This window comes from Microbacterium sp. SS28, from assembly GCF_022761035.1.
Taxonomy (GTDB): domain Bacteria; phylum Actinomycetota; class Actinomycetes; order Actinomycetales; family Microbacteriaceae; genus Microbacterium.
Map to the genome: position 1 here is coordinate 930,420 of NZ_JAKWJP010000001.1, position 19,883 is coordinate 950,302.

A 19,883-nucleotide genomic window follows, 5' to 3' on the forward strand; every position below is an offset into this window, starting at 1 on the left:
CGGCATGACGACTGCCGCGGTCAGAGCGCCGCGGCGAACGCTTCGTCATAGATCGCGAGAGCCTGCCCGACCTCGTCGTCGGTGACGACGCACGGCGGGACGACGTGGATCCGGTTGTCGGCGACGAACGGCAGCAGGCCGCGCGAGACGAGCTCGGCCTTGAGCTTGCCGATGGACGCGGCGGCGAGCGGTTCGTGCGTGTCGCGGTCGGCGACGAGTTCGAGCGCCCAGAAGACGCCTTCGCCGCGCACTTCGCCGATCGCGGCGTGCTTCTCGGCGAGCGCGACCAGACCCGGCCCGATCGCCTCGGCGCCCACGCGCCGCGCGTTCTCGACGATGCCCTCGGACTCCATCGCGTCCAGAGCTCCGACGATCGAGGCGGCCGCGAGCGGGTGCCCGCTGTAGGTGAGCCCGCCCGGGAAGACGCGCTCGTCGAAGGTCGCCGCGATGGGGTCCGAGATGATGACTCCGCCGACCGGCACGTAGCCGGAGTTGACGCCCTTCGCGAACGTGATGAGGTCGGGCACGACGTCGTGGCCCTCGAAGGCGAACCAGCGACCTGTCCGTCCGAAGCCGGCCATGACCTCGTCGAGGATCAGGAGGATCCCGTACTTGTCGGCGAGCGCCCGCACGCCCGCGAGGTATCCGGGCGGCGGGATCAGGACGCCCGCCGTGCCCGGGATCGACTCGAGCAGGAGAGCCGCGATCGAGGCAGGCCCCTCCGACTGGATGACGCGCTCGAGGTGATGCAGGGCGCGGGCGCCCTCCTCCTCGGGGGTCGTCGCCCAGAACTCGGAGCGGTAGAGGTACGGGCCGAAGAAGTGCACGTGGCCGCGGGCGAACTCGTTCGGGATCCGGCGCCAGTCCCCCGTCGCGACGATCGCCGCGCCGGTGTTGCCGTGGTACGAGCGATAGGTCGAGAGCACCTTGTCGCGGCCCGTGTGCAGGCGCGCCATCCGGATCGCGTTCTCGATCGCGTCGGCGCCGCCGTTCGTGAAGAAGACCTTCGAGAAGCCCTCCGGCGCCCGCGAAACGATGCGCTTCGCGGCCTCGCCGCGCGCGAGGTTCGCCGTCGCGGGCCCGATCGTCGCGAGCAGGTCGGCCTGGCGGTGGATCGCGTCGATGACGGCGGGATGCTGGTGCCCGATGTTGACGTTGACGAGCTGGCTCGAGAAGTCGAGGTAGCGACGGCCGGCGTGGTCCCAGACGACCGACCCCGAGCCGCCCGCGATGACGACGGGCGACAGCGCCCCCTGCGCCGACCAGGAGTGGAACACGTGGTCGTGATCCAGCTGCCGGGTGAGGTCGTCGAGGTCGGTGGTCGTCTCGCTCAAGGTCATGCCTGCCATTCTCGCGCTTCAGAAGGTGCGCGGTCCCTCTTGCGACGGATTCGCCGCGAACCGGCCGAGCGGAGGGCTCGGCCGGCGCGCGGCATCCGCCCTACTGACCGCCCTCGGTGAGGGTCACCTCGATCGGGGTGTACGAGCCGGCGACGTCGACGCCCTCATCGGCGAGCTCGGCGAGCGCCTTCTCGATGTACTCGTTCGAGAACGCCGAGTCGGCGGGCTCCGCGGTGATGAGGTTGAGGCCGTCCTGGTTGACCGCGGCGAGCGCGCCCTTGACGGTCTTGTCCCACGCCGCCTGGTCGATGACGCCGAAGTCGGCGCCCGTCCAGATGAGCTTGTTGACCTCGTTCATCTGCCACTGCTGGTGCACGGGGCCGACCGGGAAGGCCGCCTCGGCGTTGGACGCGATGTCGTAGACGATGTCGGCCGCCTCTTCGGGGTTGTCCCGCGCGAACAGCCAGCCCTTCGTGATCGCCTTGAGGAAGCGCACGGCGGCGTCGGCGTAGGCCGGGTCATCCGCGAGACGCTGGGTGTCGGCCCAGATCGCGTCCTGCAGCATGGCGCCTTCCGTCTCCTCGTACGACACGACGTCGAAGTCCTCGGGCTGGTACAGCTCGCCCGTGTCGGGGTTGACGACCTCGAGGATCTGCGCCCACTCGTTGTAGGTCATCGCCTCGGCGGCGTCGACGTCGCCGTCGAGGAGCGCGTTCATGCTGAAGTCCTGCGTCGTGATCGACACGGTCGTCGAGTCGAGGCCCTCCGCAGCCATCGCCGCGAAGATCTCCCACTCGTTGCCGAAGCCCCACGAGCCGATGCGCTTGCCCTCGAAGTCGGCGACGCTCTCGACGCCGTCGCCCTTCCACGAGACCTGCAGCGTTCCGGACTTCTGGAACACCTGCGCGATGTCGGTCAGCTCGACGCCCGAGGCCTCGAGCGTGCCGAGCACCTTGGGCACCCACGCGATCGCGAAGTCGGCGTCGCCCGCGACGAGCGCGTCCTGCGGCACGATGTCGCCGCCCGACGGGATGATCTCGACATCGTCGAAGCCCTCCTCCTCGAAGTAGCCCTTCTCCTGCGCGATGTAATAGCCCGCGAACTGGGCCTGCGGCAGCCACTGCAGCTGCAGCTTGATCGAGCTGAGGGGCTCGAAGTCGCCGTCGGCCGAGCCGGTCTCCTCCGGCGACCCGGAACCCGAGCACGCCGCGAGCGCAAGCGATGCGATGGCGACGGTGGACGCGGCGATCAGGCCGCGACGAATGCTGTGTCTCATGCTGTTCCTTTCGGGATGGTGGTGCAGTGGCCTCCGACGCTCTCGGGGACCGGGTGCCGGGTCAGCCCGGCGTCCGCCTCGTGACGAGCCGCTCCAGGAGAGAGGTGACGAGGAAGAATGCGAGTCCGATGAGGATGCCGCCGAACACGTACGCCCACGCGAGAGCTGCCCGGCCGGACTTCGCGTAGGTCGCGATCGCGGTGCCCACGCCGTCGGCGGGACCTCCGAAGTACTCGGCGACGAGGGCCGAGATGACGGCGACGGATGCCGCGATCCGCAGCCCCGTCATGAGATACGGCAGCGCCGTGGGCAGGGTCAGCGACCGGAACGTCTGAGCGCCCGTCGCGGCGGACGCGCGAAACAGGTCGCGGTGCACGGGCCGTGACTGCCGGAGGCCGCGCAGCACGTTGACGAAGACCGGGATGAAGGCCGCGATGGCGGCGACGGCCACGCGCCCGAACTGGCTCGACGCGCCGAACATCGTGTTGAGGATGGGGGTGATCGCCACGATGGGGACGACCGCGATCGCCGCGACGAGAGGTGCCAGCATCCCGTCGATCGGCTTGACGGAGGCCGCGAGCCCCGCGAGGACGATCGCGAGGAGCGACCCCGCGATGAGGCCGATGAGCGCGTTGGTCGCGGTGATCGCCATGTCGGCCGAGATGATGTTCCACCGCAGCACGAACTCTTCGAGGATCGCGACGGGGCTCGGGAGCATGCGCGGCGCCGTGCCGGAGGCGACCCACGCCGTCCACGCGATGAGGCCGATGACGCCTACTCCGAGCGGCGCGACCCAGCGCAGCCATCCGGGCAGCGGGCGCTCGGACGAGCCGCCCGAAGCCCTCCCCCGCTGCCGAGCCTGTCCCGGTCCCCGAGCCTGACGAGGGGTCGCCTCCGCCGTCATCGCTCGTTCGCCCTCTCGACGGGCGTGCCGTGCAGCGCTTCGCGCACCGCCGTGACGCGCTCGAAGAACTCGGGCGACTCGCGCAGCGCGTCTCCGCGCACGGGGCCCAGCCCCGTCGTGAGGATGTCGGTGATGCGCCCCGGCCGGGGACTCATCACGACGACGCGGTCCGACAGGAAGACGGCCTCAGGAATCGAGTGCGTCACGAACACGACAGCGGCGCCCGTCTCGCCCGCGATGCGCGTGAGCTCACCCTGCAGGTACTCGCGGGTCATCTCGTCGAGGGCGCCGAAGGGCTCGTCCATGAGCAGCAGGCGGGGACGGGATGCCAGTGCCCGCGCGATAGCGACGCGCTGCTGCATTCCGCCGGAGAGCTGATCGGGGTAGCGGTCGGCGAACTCGGTGAGCCCGACGAGCTCGACGAGTTCGCGCACGCGCTCCGCGCGCTCGACCTTGCCCGAGCCTGCGAGCTCGAGCGGCAGCGCGATGTTGGCGGCGACGGTGCGCCAGGGCAGCAGTCCCGACTGCTGGAACGCGATGCCGTAGTCCTGGTCGAGCCGCGCCTTGCGGGCCGGCTTGCCGAAGATCTCGAGCGAGCCCGACGTCGACTCGTCGAGGTCGGCGATGAGCCGCAGGAGCGTCGACTTGCCGCAGCCGGACGGCCCGATGAGCGACACGAACTCGCCCGCCGCGACCTCGAGCGCGACGTCCGTCAGGGCGACGACATCGCCCTCCTTCGTCGAGAAGACCTTGCCGACGCCGGTCGCGCGGACCGCCTGCGCCGCGGGGGCGGAGCCGGGGGCCGACTCCTGAGATCGAGCCGGAACGGTCATGCGGTGTCCTCACCTCTGCGGTAGTTCTGAAAGACGAGGCCGAGGATCGCGATGGATCCGGCCGCGACGAGACCGAGCAGGATCGTGCCGAACGTCGGCCCCCAGGGCGCTGCGGGGTCGCTCGAGGCCTGTCCCGCGAGCTGGATGAGCATGCGGCCGATGCCGCCGCGCATGCCGATCGACACCTCGGCGACGACGGCGCCCACGACGGCGCTCGCGGCGGCGAGCCGGAGGGCCGGGAGCAGGTGCGGCACGGCCGCCGGCAGACGCAGCCGGAAGAGCGTCGGCCAGTAGCCCGCGGCGTACGTCCGCATGAGGTCGAGATGGATGCGGTCGGGGGCGGCGAGCCCGCGCAGCATCCCGATCGCGACCGGGAAGAAGGCGAGGTAGGACGCGATGATCGCGACCGAGAGCCACTGCGGCCAGGGCGCGACATCGCGGTCGATCTGATTGCCGATCGCGTTGACGACGGGCGCGAAGGCGATGAGGGGCACGGTCTGGCTCACGACGATCCACGGCAGCAGGCCCCATTCGGCGAGCTGCCAGCGCTGCATGACGACGCCGAGCACGGCCCCGACGGCGACGCCCATGACCCAGCCGACGGCCGCGATGCCGAGCGTCACGAGGCCCGCGCCGAGGACCGTGACCCACAGCGCGGGCGTGTCGCCGCCGCTCGTCGGCGCGAAGAGGCGCGCGCCCATGTCCCACACGTGGGGCATCGCGCGGTCGTGCGTGCGGGGCAGGATCATGACGCCCGACCCCGTCTCGCCCGTCGCGAACACGACGAACCCCTCGGCGGGGCCGAGCAGCTTGTACAGCTCCCACAGGGCGACGACGGCCGCGACGCCGATGATGCCCCACACGAGGCCCATCCGCGGCCGGCGGCCCGACCGGCGGGCACGCGCGGGCAGGATCGCCTCGGCGATGGGCGTCTCCGATGCGGACGCCTGGCCGGGCGGTGCCGTCACGACTTCGCCGTGACGTGCTCGGAGATCGCCGGGATGACGCGTTCGCCGTACACCCGGAGGGTCTCCTCCTTGTTGTCGTGCTGCAGGTAGCCCGCGAACTGCGTCACGCCGAGCGCGCGCAGCTGCTCGAGCTTCGCGATGTGCTCGTCGGCGGTCCCGAGGATGCAGAAGCGGTCCACGATCTCGTCCGGCACGAAGTCCACGTGGTCGTTCTCGGCCCGACCGTGCGAGTTGTAGTCGTACCCCGTGCGCCCGGCGATGTAGTCCGTCAGAGCATCTGGCACGGCGCCGTGGTGGCCGTACTTCGAGACGATGTCGGCGACGTGGTTGCCGACCATGCCCCCGAACCACCGGCACTGATCGCGCATGTGATCCCAGTCGGTGCCGATGTACATGGGCGCGGCGACGCAGAAGGCGAGCGAGTCGGGGTCGCGGCCGACGTTCGCCGCGGCATCCCGGACCGTCTTGATCATCCACGCCGCGATGTCGACGTCCGCGAGCTGAAGGATGAAGCCGTCGCCCACCTCGCCCGCGAGCTTCAGCGCGAGCGGACCGTAGGCGGCGACCCACACCTCGAGCGACGATCCGCGGCTCCACGGGAACTGCAGTGTCGCGCCGTTGTAGTCGACCGACCGCGAGTTGCCGAGTTCGCGGATGACGTGGATCGCCTCGCGCAGCTCGAGCAGCGACGCGGGTTTGCCGTTCGTGACGCGCACGGCCGAGTCTCCGCGGCCGATGCCGCAGATGGTGCGGTTGCCGTACATCTCGTTGAGCGTCGCGAAGACGGATGCCGTGACGGTCCAGTCGCGCGTCGAGGGGTTCGTCACGAACGGGCCGACCGTCACGCGGTTCGTCTCGGCGAGGATCGCGGAGTAGATGACGTACGGCTCCTGCCACAGCAGGTGCGAGTCGAACGTCCACACGTGGCTGAAGCCGTGCGCCTCGGCGAGCTTCGCGAGCTGCACGGTGCGCGCCGCGGGCGGATTGGTCTGCAGGACGACGCCGAAGTCCACTCTTAGCTCCTCCCCGGGATCATGTCCCGAAGTCTTCCTTGCATGTCCCGGACTCGGTCGCTTGCGACCGCCGGAGACGACGAACTCTGGGACATGAGCGGCTACACCAGGTACTGCGACAGGCCGCGCTTGAGGTAGCGACCGTCGCCCTTCGACCCGAGGTACTCGCCGCCGTCGACGATGACCTTGCCCCGTGACAGGACGGTGTCGACGTGACCGTCGATCTCATAGCCCTCCCACGCGGAGTGGTCCATGTTCATGTGGTGGGTCTTGCCTTCGCCGAACCCGATCGAGGTGTGCCCGTTCGGGTCGTAGACCACGACGTCGCCGTCGGCGCCGGGCTGGATGACGCCCTTGCGGCCGTAGAGCCCGAACATGCGCGCGGGCGTCGTGCTCGTGAGCTCGACCCACCGCTCGAGCGTGATCTTGCCCGTCACGACGCCCTGGTACATGAGGTCCATGCGGTGCTCGACCGAGCCGATGCCGTTCGGGATCGCGCGGAAGTCGGCGAGGCCGAGGTCCTTCTGGCCCTTCATGCAGAAGGGGCAGTGGTCGGTCGAGACCATCTGGATGTCGTTCGTCCGCAGCGCCTGCCACATGTGGTGCTGGTGGCCCTCGCCACGGCTGCGCAGCGGCGTCGAGCACACCCACTTGGCGCCCTCGAACTGCCCCCACTCGTCGCTGAACGCGCCGAGCTGCTCTTCGAGCGACAGGTACAGGTACTGCGGGCACGTCTCGCCGAAGACGTTCCAGCCCTGGTCGCGTGCCCACGCGAGCTGCTCGACGGCCTGCTTCGCCGACACGTGCACGACGTACAGCGGGGCGCCGGTGAGGTTGGCGAGCATGATCGCGCGATGCGTCGCCTCCTCCTCCATCTGCCACGCACGCGCGATGCCGTGGTAGTACGGCGCCTTCTTGCCGGCCTCGGCGAGCTGCGCCGCGAGCACGTCGATCGCGGGGCCGTTCTCGGCGTGCATCATCGTGAGCAGGCCCGTCTCGGCGGACTTCTGCATCGCCTTGAGGATCTGCGCGTCATCCGAGTAGAAGACGCCCGGATAGGCCATGAAGAGCTTGAAGCTCGTCACACCCTCGTCGATGAGCGAGTCCATCGCGAGCAGCGAGTCGTCGTCGACGCCGCCCACGATCTGGTGGAAGCCGTAGTCGATCGCGCAGTTGCCGCGCGCCTTCTCGTGCCACGCCGCGAGGCCGTCCTGCACGCGCTCGCCGTAGCGCTGCACCGCGAAGTCGATGATCGAGGTCGTGCCGCCCCACGCCGCGGCGCGGGTGCCGGTCTCGAACGTGTCGGAGGCGTTCGTGCCGCCGAACGGCAGCTCCATGTGCGTGTGCGCGTCGATGCCGCCCGGGATGACGTACTTGCCGGTGGCGTCGATGACGCGGTCGACGGATGCCGCGACATCCGTCCCCAGAAGCTGCGAGCCGGGCGCCAGGACGCCGACGATCGTCTCGCCGTCGATCAGGACGTCGGCTTCGCCGCGGCCCGTCGCCGAGACGACGGTCCCGCCCGTGATGAGTGTGGTTGCCATGTCGTCGCTCCCCTTACGGCTTCGCGATCCGCGTGTAGGAGTCGGGCCGGCGGTCGCGGTAGAACTGCCAGTCGTCGCGCATCTCGAGCACCATGTTCATGTCGAGGTCGCGCACGAGCAGCTCTTCGTGGTCACCCGAGCCCCGCTCGCCGACGAAGTTGCCGCGCGGGTCGATGACCTGGCTCGTGCCGTAGAAGTCGACGGCGAGGTCGCCGTACTCGTTGTCCTCGCGGCCGACGCGGTTGGGCTGCAGGACGAAGTAGCCGTTGGCGACGGCCGCGGCCGGACCTTCGACCTCCCACAGGCGATTCGAGAGGCCGGGCTTCGTGGCGTTCGGGTTGAAGACGATGTGCGCGTCGTTCAGGCCGAGCTCGCGCCACCCTTCGGGGAAGTGCCGGTCGTAGCAGATGTACATGCCGACGCGGCCGACGGCCGTCTCGAAGACGGGGTAGCCGAGGTTGCCCGGGCGGAAGTAGAACTTCTCCCAGAACCGGTCGAGGTGGGGAAGGTGGTGCTTGCGGTACTTGCCGAGGATCGTGCCGTCGGCGTCGACCAGGACGGCGGTGTTGTAATACACCCCGGTCTCGGCCTCCTCGTAGATCGGGAGCACCGTCACGAGCCCCAGCTCCTTCGCGAGCGCCGCGAACCGCTGCACGATGGGTCCCTCCGCCGACTCGGCGTAGCGGTAGTACTTCTTGTCCTGCGTGATGCCGAAGTAGGGGCCGTAGAACAGCTCCTGGAAGCTGATGACCTGCGCGCCCTGGGCTGCGGCATCCCGCGCGAACTGCTCGTGCCGATCGAGCATGGACTCCTTGTCACCGGTCCACGTCGTCTGCGAGATCGCCGCTCGAACAACAGCCATTGCCGCCTCCATATCGCGCGCCCGGCGGGTTCGGCGCTGCATCGATGCTCGCGCCGTCTCGGGCTCTCCGTGCCGGTTGTGTGTATTCCAGAGCATGAAGGTTTCACGCCTGTTTCCGGCTGTGTCCCCATGGTTAAGCCCATTCGGCCGCGCCGCAAGGGGCAATCCGCCCGGAGCGCTCGGGAAGGGTGAGCACGCCGCCGCGTTGATAGCGTGGCGGGGTGACCGACCTCGCCGAGCTGACGATCCGGCCGCTGCGCGGCATGCCCGAGATCACGGACGGCGACGATCTCGTAGCGCTCATCGCGGCAGCCGCGGGGGACGATCTGCGCGACGGCGACATCCTCGTCGTGACCTCGAAGATCGTCTCCAAGGCCGAGGGCCGGATGATCGCGGCCGAGGACCGCGCCGACGCGATCACGGCTGAGAGCGTGCGGGTCGTCGCGACATCGGCCGAGGGCGGCGTGCGAATCGTGCAGAGTCGTCTCGGCATCATCGCGGCGGCCGCAGGGGTCGACGCGAGCAACACTCCCGAAGGCACCGTCCTGCTGCTGCCGGTGGATCCGGATGCCTCGGCCCGCGCACTCGCCGCGGGCCTGCGCGCCGCGACCGGCGCGCACGTCGGCGTCATCGTCTCGGACACCCTCGGTCGCGCGTGGCGTGACGGCCAGACCGACAGCGCGATCGGCGCCGCGGGAGTCCACGTCTTCGAGGACTATCGAGGGCGGACGGATGCCGAGGGCCGGCCGCTCGTCGTGACGCTGCCGTGCGTCGCCGACGAACTCGCCGCGGCGGCCGATCTCGTCAAGCGCAAGACGACCGGCATGCCCGTCGCCGTCGTGCGCGGCCGCGCAGACCTCGTGGGCGACCTCGATCTGCCGGGAGCGCGCAGCATCGTGCGCGATCCCGAGCGCGACCTCTTCCACACCGGCTCACGCGAGTCGTGGGACGCCGGCTACGCCGCGGGACTCGCCGCCGCAGCGTCCGACCGGGACTGACGCCTCAGCTCAGGGCCGACGCGACGTCGTCCCACCACGCGGCGGCGCGCGCGCGATGCCCCGGTGACAGCTCCGCGGCCCGCTCGGCGATCGCGGGACTCGCGGCGTCGAGCCGTGCGGCGGCGGCCGGCGCGTCGACGAGATCGTCGAGGTCGAGCACGGCGTCCTGTCCCCAATGCGCGAGCGCACCGGTGAGTTTGATCCGCGTGTAGTCGTCAGCGGCGAGCCCGAGCACCGGGACCCCCGCGGGCGCCGCGAACACGGCCGGGTGGTAGCGGCTCGTCACGAGGAGTCGTGCGGTGCGCGCGAGCCGAGCCGCGGAGCGCGAGTCGCCGCTCGGCACGACCTCGCTCGGCCGCCGCATCCGTGCCCGGACCCGCTCGTGGAGCGCCGCGTCCCCGGACGGCGCGCCCGGCAGCACGGGGCCGAAGTGCGCGTGGAACACCACAGGGCCGACGCCGTCGGCGACCGCGTCGAGCGCCCGCGCCACGGCGCTCTCCACGGCGTCGGCCGGTCTGCCGGCGAACCACCCGGAGAGGCTCACCAGGACCGTGCCGCCCGACGGCTCGCCGGTCGGGCCTCCGCCGAGGAACGACGCGTCGTCCACCCCGACCCGCACGCGCGCGCCCCAGGAGCGCGCGAGGTCCGCCGACGGGTGCTCGCGCGTGCCCGTCCACACGGCGGCGCGGGTCATCTCGGCGACCCGCCTCGCGTCATCGGGATCGAGGTCGGGGCCGAAGGTCTGTCCCGACACCGCCACCGCGACGCCGCGCGCCGCCGCCATGGCGGCGAGGGTCGTGCGCTCGAACACATGGACGGGCCATCGCGAGGCGAGGTTCCCGCCGCCGGCGATGAGGACGCCCGTCGCGCCGTCCAGGGCATCGAGGACCTCGGCTGCGGGATCGTCGCGGGCGAGCGCCGCCTCTCCGCGCGCGCACTGCCGCAGCAGCGCTGCGCGTCGCTCGGCGTCCTCCCGGGCCAGGCCCGTGAAGCCGAGCCGGCGGATCGAGCGGATGCCGTACCGCCGCGCGGATTCCTCGGGAGCCGAGGAGATCCCGGTCACCGCGCTGCCGCGCGCGGCGAGCTCATCGACAGCGGCCTCGAACATCGCCTCATCGCCGATGTGGATGACCCCCGCCGTCACACCGATGTCGCCGATCGCCAGAATCGTCACGCGTCTCCCGCCCGTGGATAGAGCGCCGCGGGCGCCATGTCAACCGTAAGCCTGCGTAAAGCTGCGCCGAGTACGATCCGGGTGGCGTCGGGGAATCCGGCGACCGGAGCAGGCGGAGGTGGCCATGGGCATCCAGGCGGCGATGGATCGCATCCACGAATCCCCATCGATCGTCGCCGCGCTGCGGGCGGCGGACGACGTCGCGTTCGAGGCCGGACGCGACCCCGGCGTGCGCACGCTGCGCGTGCTGGGGGCGGCGCTCGGCGGCAGCGACGACATCGCCGCCATCGCGTCGGTCCACGCGCTCGCCGAGATGCACGACGAGGAAGCCGCTCGACGGCTCGTCTCGCTCCTGTCGGACCCCCGCCCCTGGATCGTCGAGCACGCCGCCTGGGCGCTGGGCCGCAGACCCGCCCGATTCGAGGCCGTGGCACGGCTCATCGGGATCGTGTGCGAGGGCGGCTTCGCCGGGATGCTGGCGCAGCACACCCTGGAGAAGTGGTCGGTCGCCGAGGGCGACCTGCTGGCGGTCGCGCTCGAGGCCGCCGACACCGGCGCCCTCGCCGATGACGCCCGCGCGCGCCTCGTGGAGACGCTCGGCCTGGTGGCGCGGCCGATGGCGCGCCCACTCCTCCGACGATTCGCCGCAGACGCGGACGCGCCGGGGTCGGTGCGGGCTGCCGCGATCTCCGCGCTCGGACAGCGCGCCGACGACCAGGATGTCGCTCTCCTGGAGGAGCTCGTCTCGCAGGGCGGCCACTTCGGCGCGCTCGCGCGGCTCGCCCTCATCGACGCCGAGCCGCCCACGCTGCGCCGCGGCGACGACCACGCGATCACTGTCGCTCAGCTGTTCCTCCACGCCGACGTCGATTCCCGCCTCTCGTCCGCGGGCGCGGGCGACAACGGCGGCATCGCGACTCTCCTCGTGCGACTCGGCGACGCACTGGTCGCCGAGCCCGGTGTCGTCGAGCGCGTCCTGACGCTTTCGCGGGGCACGGTCGAGCAGGCCGGTCCCGACCTCCTGCAGTTCGCCGGCACACCGCGCGGTCACGTCTACGGTCACATCCCGCTCGAGGGCGCCACCCCGACGTCGGCGTCCGCCTGGCCGCTGCGCGTGACGGTGCGCCGCGGCATCCGTCGCCTGCTTCGTTCCGCGGGTCGCGTCGACGTGATGCACCTGCGCATGGCCGACGTCGGAAGCCTCGCGGCGGCAGACGTCGCGCGCGAGCTCGGCATCCCGACCGTCTTCACCGTCGCGCCCGACCCGCACAGCGTCATCGCCTCGCTGGAACGCTCGGGGCGACTCACGCGCACGGGCTTCGGCGCGGCCGACCTGCACGAGCACTACTGGTTCCGAGCACGGCTCGTGCAGAGTCTGGCGGGCTCGGCGTCGCACTCCGTGCTGTTCCCCCGCCCCGATCTCGAGACCGAGATGCGGGATCTCGTCGGCATCGACCTCGCCTCGCGCCCCGAGCGGCACAGTGTCGTCGCCGAGGGGGTCGACCTCGGCATCATCGACAGCGCCGTCGCCACGGCACGCGCAGCGGCGGACGGCGAGGCGCTCAGCCCCGCGCTGGAAGAGCTCGCGACCCTCCTGCGCCGGCTTCCCGAGGAGCGGCGCGCGCTGCCCCTCCTCGTCTCGGTCGGGCGCCTGCACCGCGTCAAGGGCATGCCGACCCTCGTGCAGGCGTGGGCCGAGGGACCGCTGGCCGACACCACGAACCTGCTCGTGATCGGCGGGGACCTCGAGCATCCGTCCGCGGAAGAAGCCGAGCAGGTGCGGGCGATCGACGCCGTCGTCCCCGCCGACGAGCGCGACGCGCGCGGCCTCCTCGTTCCCGGCCACCGCCCGAACGACACCGCCGCCGAGTGGCTGGCCGCGGCGCGGTTCGGGATGCCGGGGCTCGCCGCCCCCGGCGGCGTGTACGTCTGCGCGAGCGTCAAGGAGGAGTTCGGCCTGGCGATCCTCGAGGCGATGGCGACGGGACTCATCGTCGTCGCGCCCGACGCCGGCGGGCCCGCCACGTACGTCGCCGACGGCGACACGGGGTTCCTCGTCGCGACGGGCGACCCCGCGCGGCTCGCTGAGGCGGTGCGCCGGGCGCTCGAGCGCGTGGCGGTCGCCGGCCACGACGTCGCGGGCCGGTCGCACGACCTCGTCGCGAAGCGGTTCACGATCCAGGGGATGGCCGATACGCTCGCGCCGGTCTATGAGTCCGTCGTCCGCACCGAGAGCGAACTGCTGCGATCGGCGGGTTCGATCGCGTGACGCTGCTCGTCATCAGCCCCGACTACGCGTCGCATCTGCTTCCCCTCGCGAGCCTCGCGACCGCCTGGCGGGACTCGGGGGACGAGGTCGTGGTGGCCACCGGTGAGGCGACGGCGTCGATCGTGTCCGGCTTCGGCTACCGGCGGGAGCACCTCCCCCTCGGCCGCGGAGCCAACGCCGGGGTGATCCGCTCCGCCGACCAGGAGGCCGCGGAAGCGGCATCCCTCGAGGGATTCTTCGCCGCGACCCGGAGAGGCATGGTGCCCACCCTCGCCTATCAGGCCCGCGAACGACTGACCGACCTGATGTGGCAGCCCGTGAGCCGCGCCCGCGCGACGCTCGAGGTCATCGAGCGGGTGAGGCCGGACGCGATCCTCGTCGATCACCTCGCCTTCAGCGCGCGGCTCGCCCTGCACACGCGCGGCATCCCGTACGGCGACGTCGTGCTGGGTCACCCCAGCGCCCTCCCCGTGCGCGACGAGGTCTACGGGTATCCGACGGCGTGGCCCGCCGCCTTCTCCCCCGGCGACGACGAGCTGAGAGAGCTCCGTGCGCTGTGCGAAGACGTCTCGGCCCGGTTCTCCAGCCAGTGGAACGACGCGGCGAAGGAGTTGGATGCCGCGGCGCCGCCCGTCTCGGACGCCTTCGCGCTGCACGGCGAGACCGTGCTGTTCAACTACCCGCGTGAGCTCGCCGACGGCGACGGCCGCACGCTCCCCCGCCACCGATTCCTCGGCTGGACGCCACGCGAGGAGACTGCGGAGATCGACGACTGGAACGCCGGGGGCGATCCGTTCGTGTACGTGAGCTTCGGGAGCTTCCTCTCGGTGCGCGGCGACGTGCTGGCGCGGGTCGCCGAGGCCCTGCGCCGCGAGGGCATCCGCGCCGCGATCGCGACGGGTGCGACGTCTCCCGACGAGCTCGGGCCCCTCCCGGCCGACTGGCTCGTCGCCCCCTACCTGCCCCAAGTGCGCCTGCTCGCGTCGGCGGCCGCGGTGGTGACCCACGGCGGCAACAACTCGATCACCGAGGCCGTGGGTCAGGCCGTGCCGCTCGTCGTCCTGCCGTTCTCGACCGACCAGTTCGCCGGCGCAGCCGCTATCGAGCGCACCGGCGCCGGGCGGGCGCTGGCCCCCGACGACGCGACGGTGGACGAGCTCGCCGAAGCCCTGCGCGCCGTGGTCGACCCGGGTTTCCCCGGGCGCGCCGTCCTGGCTCGAGCGTCCGCGGTCGAGAGCCGGGGCCCGGCCGTCGCCTACGCGACGCTGTCGAGTCCGGTGTCGGAGCCGCGCTGAGGCGCCACGAGCTGGGCCATCGCCTGAGCATCGCCGGCCGCCGCGCGGTACCGCTCCATCCGGGCCGCGTTCGCCTCGTACCCCTCGCCCTCACGCTTCTCGCCGACGTGATACAGGGCGTAGACGCGCCCGTGGTGGCGCTGCGGCGGAGCCCCCAGCAGCGTCGTGTGGGCGAGCAGCCACGCGGCATCCTCGAATCCCCACCCCCGGAATCCTTCGTCCTGACCGCCGTGGCTCTCCCACACGCGCGGCGTCGCGACGTAGACGCCGGAGCAGGCGCCGTGGACGACCTGCTCGACGGCGCAGTGCTCGAGCGGAGTGCCGGCCGCGTAATCGGCGGAGCCCGAGCGGCCGAGCCAGCGGTACTCGTCGTACGGCAGCTGCACGAGGTCGCTCGTCGCAGCCGAGCGGATCGCAGCGACGAGGGGCTCGCGCTCGGGGATCGTGTCTGCATCGCCGATGACGACGACCTCCTCGGGACCCGCCGAGCGCATCGCGGCGTTGCGGCACGCGGCGAGCACGAAGGGAGTGTCGCCGGTGTCGATGGTCTCCAGCGGCGCCTCGGGCAGGTTGTCGCGATACCAGCCCACGACGCGCTCGAACGCGTCGATCCGCGACGGGGCCGGTCTCCACGGGATGACGACCCTGGTCACGGGCAGCAGCACATCGGTGGCGGTCATTCACCCTCCTTCGCGGCGAGCCTAGCGAGTGCAGCCCAGGCGGGGACGGCCGAGCTCTCCCGCGGGGCTAGCCGTGAGCACCGGTGTACTCGGCGAGGCGCCGCAGACCCTCATCGATGCTGACGGACGGTCTCCAGTCGAGCGCCTCGCGCGTCTCGCGCTGGTCGAACCAATGCGCCGTCGACAGCTGCTCGGCGAGGAACCGGGTCATGGGCGGCTCGTCGGCGCCGGGACGCAATGCCCAGCCCCACTCGACGACGGATCCCGCCGTGCGGGCAAGGCCGGCGGGAACGCTCCAGCGCGGGGGGCGCACGCCGGACGCGAGGCAGATGCCCGCCAGCAGGTCGCCCACGGGCCGAGGCTCGCCGTTCGTGATCACGAAGGCGCGACCGTGTGCGGCGTCGGCTCGGTGGAGCGCCGCGACGATCGCCGACGCGGCGTTGTCGATGTAGGTCGAGTCGATGAGCGCCGTGCCCCCATCGAGCAGCGGCAGGCGACCGCGGCGGGCGCGGTCGACGACGCGTGCGACGAGCTGCGTGTCGCCCGGTCCCCAGACGATATGCGGACGAACAGCCACGACGGGCATCGCGGCGGAGTCCGCGTCGAGGGCGAGCAGCTCCCCCTCCGCCTTCGTGCGCGCGTACTCGCCGCGCGCGTGCGCGGGCGACGCCGGCTCAGCCCCGACCCCGGCGAGCGCGGCGCCGGCATGCGCGACGGACGGCGACGAGACCTGCACGAATCGGGATGTCCCGGCCCGGCGCGCCCCGTCGAGCAGGAGCCGCGTCCCCTCGACGTTCACCTCACGGAACTCGGCCGGATCTCCCGCGAGCGACACCTTGGCAGCGAGGTGCACGACGCCTTCCGCACCCGCGACCGCTCGCGTCACGGCATCCGGATCGGTGACCGTCCCGAGGATGTCGATGACACCCTCGACGCCGGAGGGGCGCCGCTGCAGCGTGCGCACCTCGTGCCCCGCAGCGACCAGAGCTGCCGCGACGGCGCCGCCGAGGAACCCCGAGGCTCCCGTCACCGTGACGATCACGGCTGGTCGATCCGTCCGCCGGCGAGGGTGCGCTCGGCCCACTTCGAAAGCCTCGTGCGGTCGATCTTGGAGTTGTGGCGGATGTCGGTCGGCAGGTGCGGCACGGCGAGCACGGCAGCGAGCGGCAGCGCCGACCGCCGGCGGATCTCGGCGGTCAGCTCGGGCGCGGCGAGCCCGGGCCGCGTCACCCCCGGGAGAGTCTCGACGACGGCGACGGCTTGGCGCAGCCGGTGCGGACCGATGCCGACGACCGCCGCACGCCGCACGCCCGCAGCGCCCTCGACCTCCTGCTCGGGGCCGACCGGGGCGACGGGACCCTCGGCGGTCACCAGCACGTGGGGCAGGCGGCCCTCGATCCAGAGCCGCCCCTCGGCGTCGAGATGACCGATGTCGCCCGTGCGGTGCCAGCGCCCCGCGGACGGCGTCTCGCGCACCGCCGCGCGATCGGTCAGCCAGAGCCGGTCGTACGCCGACTTGAGGTGCGGCGCCGAGACGACGACCTCTCCCAGCACACCCGGCTCTTCATTCGGGATGCCGGTCGCCCGTCCGTCGGAATCGAGCGCGCTGATGAGCACCCGGTTGCCGCCGATGGGCTTTCCGACGCAGACGCCGCGGTCCGCGGCATCCGTCGCCTCACGAATGCCCGCGAGCGTGACGTCGGTGAGCAGGAGGCACTCGGTCATGCCGTAGGGCGTGTGCGGCTCCGCGTTCGGCATCAGCTCGGCCGCGGCCGTCAGCAGCGGCGCGCCGATCGGGGCTCCCGTCGACAGGAACGTGCGCACTGTCGCGAGTGCGCGCCGATCGTCGTGCGAGAGCGCATCCGCCGTCGCCACGACGTTCAGGATCGCGGCGGGTGAGAGGAACACGATCTGCGCGTCCGAGGCGCGGACAGCCGCGGCGACGGCCGTCGCGGTGAGCGTGCGCGGCGCCGAGACGTCCATGTCGGGGGTGGCCGAGCGCGTCCCGAGGGCCGGCCCGAGCAGCGCGAACGGCGCGAAGCCCGTGACGAGGCCTGTTTCCCCTGTGACCGCGAAGTGCTCGGCCAGCACGTCGCGCAGCGCGGAGAGCTGGCGGTGCGTGTAGGCGACGCCCTTGGCCGGACCGGTCGAGCCCGAGGTGAAGAGGATCGCCGCAGGGTCGTCGGGCAGCGGTTCGGCCGGCAGCGCTCCGCCCCCCGCGTCCGCGATCTCGAGAAGATCGTGGTGGACGCCGAGGGCCAGCCTCGCCGCCTTCGGCAGTCGCGCCGTGGAGATGCGCGTGCCCGGCCATCCGAGGACTCGAGCCGCGGCGAGCCCGCGGACCTCGCCGATGACGACGTCGGGATACGCGCCGCGGACGGCGTGGGAGAGGCCGCGCACGCCGAGGCCGGCATCCGCGACGACGACGACGGCGCCGATCCGCAGACACGCGTAGATGACGGCGGTGAGCGTCGGGCCCGGCGGGATCAGCACCGACACCCGCTGGCCCGGGCGCACGCCGATGCGCGTCAGCCCCGCGGCGATGTCGCGGACGCGGCCATCGAGCTGCTTCCATGTGACGCGCCGCGTCACGCGCGAGGCCATGTCGAGGACGGCGACCTCGTCGTCGTCGCGACGGGCGTCGAGCGCGGCCCACAGCGGCCGGAAGGTCGAGTCCTCGGCGACCGATGCCGCCTCGACATCGGTCGCCTCCGCTGCACGGGATGCCGGGCCCGGCGCCCCGGTCAGCCGTGCGCCGTTCTCATCGAGCCACGTCAGCACGGCGTCGGCGTAGGGACGGTCCTCGGCGATGAGGTGGCCCGCACCTTCGAATCGGTGCACCTGCGCATGCGGCATCCGGTCGATGAGGTCGTCGAGGTAGCGGTCGCTGAAGATCGGGTCCTCGGGTCCCCACAGGAGCAGCGCCGGGACCTCGAGGCCCGCGACTCCGGCGGCGATGCGCTGCAGGTCCGGGGTGCTGGGGTCGGAGGCATCGGCGGGGATGTCGGCGACGAACCCGCCGATCCCCCGTCGGCGCGGGGCGGTTCGGTAGGGCGAGCGGTAGGCCTGCTTGACGTCCTCCGGCAGGGCCGGGCGTGCGAGCGAGAGCGTCGCTTCGAGGAACGCCGGTGTGCCCACCGTCGTCGCGGGGAGCACCCCGGGCGCTCGCGCGAGGCGCAGCGCCGCCGGGATGGGCACGCCGGCCGGGTGATGGATCGCCGTGTTGAGCGCGATGACGCCCGCGAGCAGGTCGGGATGATCGACCGCCCAGCCGAGCGAGATCACCCCTCCCCAGTCGTGCCCGATCGTGACGATCGGACCGTCGAGCCCGAGCGCGTCGCTGAAGTCGCCGAGGTCCGCCACTCGACGCGCGAGCGATCGTGCCGTGCCGGTGCGCTCCGAGAAGCCCATGTCGAGCTGGTCGACTGCGACGACGCGCCACGCGGGCGCCCCCGCCTCAGCCGACTGCACCGACGTCGACACGAGCTCGCGCCAGAGGTACGACCACGTGGGATTGCCGTGGACGGCCAGGATCGTGCCGACCGGAACCACGCCCAGCCGCTCCAGCTCGTCACCCGTATCCAGGTAGTGCCACTCGAAGGCCCCCTGCGCGCCCCGCGACGGGATCGATCGCGTCCGGCTGAACCGGAGGTCGAGACCCGGGAGCCCGTCGGGCACGCCGGAGACGGCATCCGTCACCAGGCGAGCTCCATCATCGCGGTGTTCAGTCCCGAGCCGACGCCCATGAGCAGCACACGATCGCCTCTGCGCAGATTCGCCTGCTCTTCCACCAGCGTGATGGGGACGGATGCCGGACCGATGTTGCCGAAGCGCGGGAACGTCGTCGGCACACGAAGCCGATCGAGGCTCACGGCTTTGACGATCGCGTCGGTGTGGATCGATGAGACCTGGTGCGTGATGTAGCGGTTCATCGACTTCCAGCTCCACTCGCCGCCGGCCTCCTTCCACGCCGAGACGACGAGATCGAGCCCGCCCTTGAGGAGCGCCTTCGCATCGGTGAACATGCCGTCGACGCTGCCGACGCAGAGCTTGTGGAATTCCGTCGCCGCGCGCGTCACGCCGCCGAGGATGCGATGGCCTTCGGGATGCTCGTCGGCGCGACCCAGCAGCACCGCGGCCGAGCCCGACCCGAGCGTGAGCGATGCGAATTCGCTCATGAAGCCCTCTCGGTCGACGTCATTGCGGAGCAGCCGATCGATCGTGTTGACCTGGATCTCGTCGGCGTCCTCGCCCGCGACGACCATCGCATAGCGGATCTGGCCCGACTCGATCATCGTCGCAGCGAGCGACATGCCGTTGATGAACCCGAGGCAGGCGTTGGCGATGTCGAAGTTGATGGCCGAGCTCGGCAAGCCGAGCCCGTGATGCAGGCCGACCGCGACGGACGGCTCGAGGTGCGCGCGGGTGACCGAGGTGTTGATCAGCAGGCCGACCTGCGACGGGTGCACGCCCGCCTGCTCGAGCGCGCTCTCTCCGGCCTTGATCGTCGCGGCGTCGGCGGACTCGTCCGGTCCCCAATTGCGGCGCTCCACGACGCCGGCGATCCGTCTGAGCAGGCCGCTGCGAAGTTTCAGGCGCGAGAGCGATGGCGCGAGCCGGCCCTCGATGTCGTCCGAGGTGGTGACGCGAGACGGCAGCACGCTCGCCACCGAGAGCAGCGCGACGTTGGCGAAGCGGACATTGGCATTACCGGGCAACGAGATCTC

At 71.8% G+C, this 19,883-nt stretch carries 16 protein-coding genes; 3 read left to right on the top strand and 13 right to left on the bottom strand.

Translation table 11 applies throughout. The features are described from left to right. Positions 1 to 20 precede the first annotated feature (20 nt). The 8 genes from MJ607_RS04235 to MJ607_RS04270 all read right to left on the bottom strand — a co-directional run bounded on the left by MJ607_RS04235 (position 21) and on the right by MJ607_RS04270 (position 8,740). Complete coding sequence (locus MJ607_RS04235; protein ID WP_243074275.1) at positions 21 to 1,340, bottom strand: aspartate aminotransferase family protein; 1,320 nt, start codon at positions 1,338 to 1,340, stop codon at positions 21 to 23. A gap of 100 nt (positions 1,341 to 1,440) precedes the next feature. Further along, entirely contained in the window at positions 1,441 to 2,616 is a 1,176-nt protein-coding gene (locus tag MJ607_RS04240; RefSeq protein ID WP_243074276.1) for an ABC transporter substrate-binding protein, read from the bottom strand. A gap of 61 nt (positions 2,617 to 2,677) precedes the next feature. Next, positions 2,678 to 3,520 (bottom strand): ABC transporter permease, encoded by an 843-nt coding sequence (locus MJ607_RS04245; RefSeq protein ID WP_243074277.1) that lies wholly within the window; start codon positions 3,518 to 3,520, stop codon positions 2,678 to 2,680. Then, positions 3,517 to 4,353, bottom strand: a complete 837-nt coding sequence (locus MJ607_RS04250) for an ABC transporter ATP-binding protein (protein ID WP_243074278.1) — start codon at positions 4,351 to 4,353, stop codon at positions 3,517 to 3,519. The genes MJ607_RS04245 and MJ607_RS04250 overlap by 4 nt, the downstream gene beginning before the upstream one ends. Beyond that, positions 4,350 to 5,225 (bottom strand): ABC transporter permease subunit, encoded by an 876-nt coding sequence (locus tag MJ607_RS04255; protein ID WP_243074529.1) that lies wholly within the window; start codon positions 5,223 to 5,225, stop codon positions 4,350 to 4,352. Before MJ607_RS04255 ends, MJ607_RS04250 begins: the two co-directional genes overlap by 4 nt. 92 nt (positions 5,226 to 5,317) lie before the next feature. Beyond that, the gene (locus MJ607_RS04260) at positions 5,318 to 6,334 is read right to left on the bottom strand and encodes a TIGR03842 family LLM class F420-dependent oxidoreductase (RefSeq protein ID WP_243074279.1); all 1,017 of its coding nucleotides are present in this window, start codon (positions 6,332 to 6,334) and stop codon (positions 5,318 to 5,320) included. A 101-nt stretch (positions 6,335 to 6,435) separates the two neighbouring features. Continuing rightward, positions 6,436 to 7,878 (bottom strand): dihydropyrimidinase, encoded by a 1,443-nt coding sequence (gene hydA / locus MJ607_RS04265; protein ID WP_243074280.1) that lies wholly within the window; start codon positions 7,876 to 7,878, stop codon positions 6,436 to 6,438. 13 nt (positions 7,879 to 7,891) lie between these two features. Next, positions 7,892 to 8,740, bottom strand: a complete 849-nt coding sequence (locus MJ607_RS04270; protein ID WP_243074281.1) for a nitrilase-related carbon-nitrogen hydrolase — start codon at positions 8,738 to 8,740, stop codon at positions 7,892 to 7,894. Positions 8,741 to 8,961: 221 nt separating this feature from the next. On the opposite strand from MJ607_RS04270, the gene cofE reads away from it, so the two are divergent. Further along, on the top strand, positions 8,962 to 9,738 hold the full coding sequence (cofE, locus tag MJ607_RS04275; RefSeq protein ID WP_308193796.1) for a coenzyme F420-0:L-glutamate ligase: 777 nt from the start codon (positions 8,962 to 8,964) through the stop codon (positions 9,736 to 9,738). 4 nt (positions 9,739 to 9,742) lie between these two features. On the opposite strand, the gene MJ607_RS04280 is transcribed toward cofE, so the two are convergent. Then, the gene (locus tag MJ607_RS04280) at positions 9,743 to 10,912 is read right to left on the bottom strand and encodes a polysaccharide pyruvyl transferase family protein (protein WP_243074282.1); all 1,170 of its coding nucleotides are present in this window, start codon (positions 10,910 to 10,912) and stop codon (positions 9,743 to 9,745) included. 124 nt (positions 10,913 to 11,036) lie between these two features. Between MJ607_RS04280 and MJ607_RS04285 the strand changes: the two genes are divergently transcribed. Together MJ607_RS04285 and MJ607_RS04290 are read left to right on the top strand one after the other, a co-directional pair. Beyond that, on the top strand, positions 11,037 to 13,181 hold the full coding sequence (locus tag MJ607_RS04285; RefSeq protein WP_243074283.1) for a glycosyltransferase: 2,145 nt from the start codon (positions 11,037 to 11,039) through the stop codon (positions 13,179 to 13,181). Continuing rightward, on the top strand, positions 13,178 to 14,476 hold the full coding sequence (locus MJ607_RS04290) for a glycosyltransferase (RefSeq protein ID WP_243074284.1): 1,299 nt from the start codon (positions 13,178 to 13,180) through the stop codon (positions 14,474 to 14,476). Before MJ607_RS04285 ends, MJ607_RS04290 begins: the two co-directional genes overlap by 4 nt. Here MJ607_RS04290 and MJ607_RS04295 read toward each other — a convergent pair. From MJ607_RS04295 to MJ607_RS04310, 4 genes are all read right to left on the bottom strand, one after another. Then, a complete protein-coding gene (locus MJ607_RS04295) occupies positions 14,437 to 15,156 on the bottom strand; it encodes a hypothetical protein (protein WP_243074285.1) in 720 nt (239 codons plus the stop codon). The two genes, MJ607_RS04290 and MJ607_RS04295, sit on opposite strands and share 40 nt — an antisense overlap. Before the next feature lie 67 nt (positions 15,157 to 15,223). Beyond that, complete coding sequence (locus tag MJ607_RS04300) at positions 15,224 to 16,198, bottom strand: NAD(P)-dependent oxidoreductase (RefSeq protein WP_243074286.1); 975 nt, start codon at positions 16,196 to 16,198, stop codon at positions 15,224 to 15,226. Continuing rightward, on the bottom strand, positions 16,195 to 18,858 hold the full coding sequence (locus MJ607_RS04305; RefSeq protein ID WP_279234399.1) for an alpha/beta fold hydrolase: 2,664 nt from the start codon (positions 18,856 to 18,858) through the stop codon (positions 16,195 to 16,197). Before MJ607_RS04305 ends, MJ607_RS04300 begins: the two co-directional genes overlap by 4 nt. Beyond that, positions 18,852 to 19,874: a 3-oxoacyl-ACP synthase III gene (locus MJ607_RS04310; protein WP_243074288.1), complete on the bottom strand. Its 1,023-nt coding sequence runs from the start codon at positions 19,872 to 19,874 to the stop codon at positions 18,852 to 18,854. The genes MJ607_RS04305 and MJ607_RS04310 overlap by 7 nt, the downstream gene beginning before the upstream one ends. Positions 19,875 to 19,883: the final 9 nt, after the last annotated feature.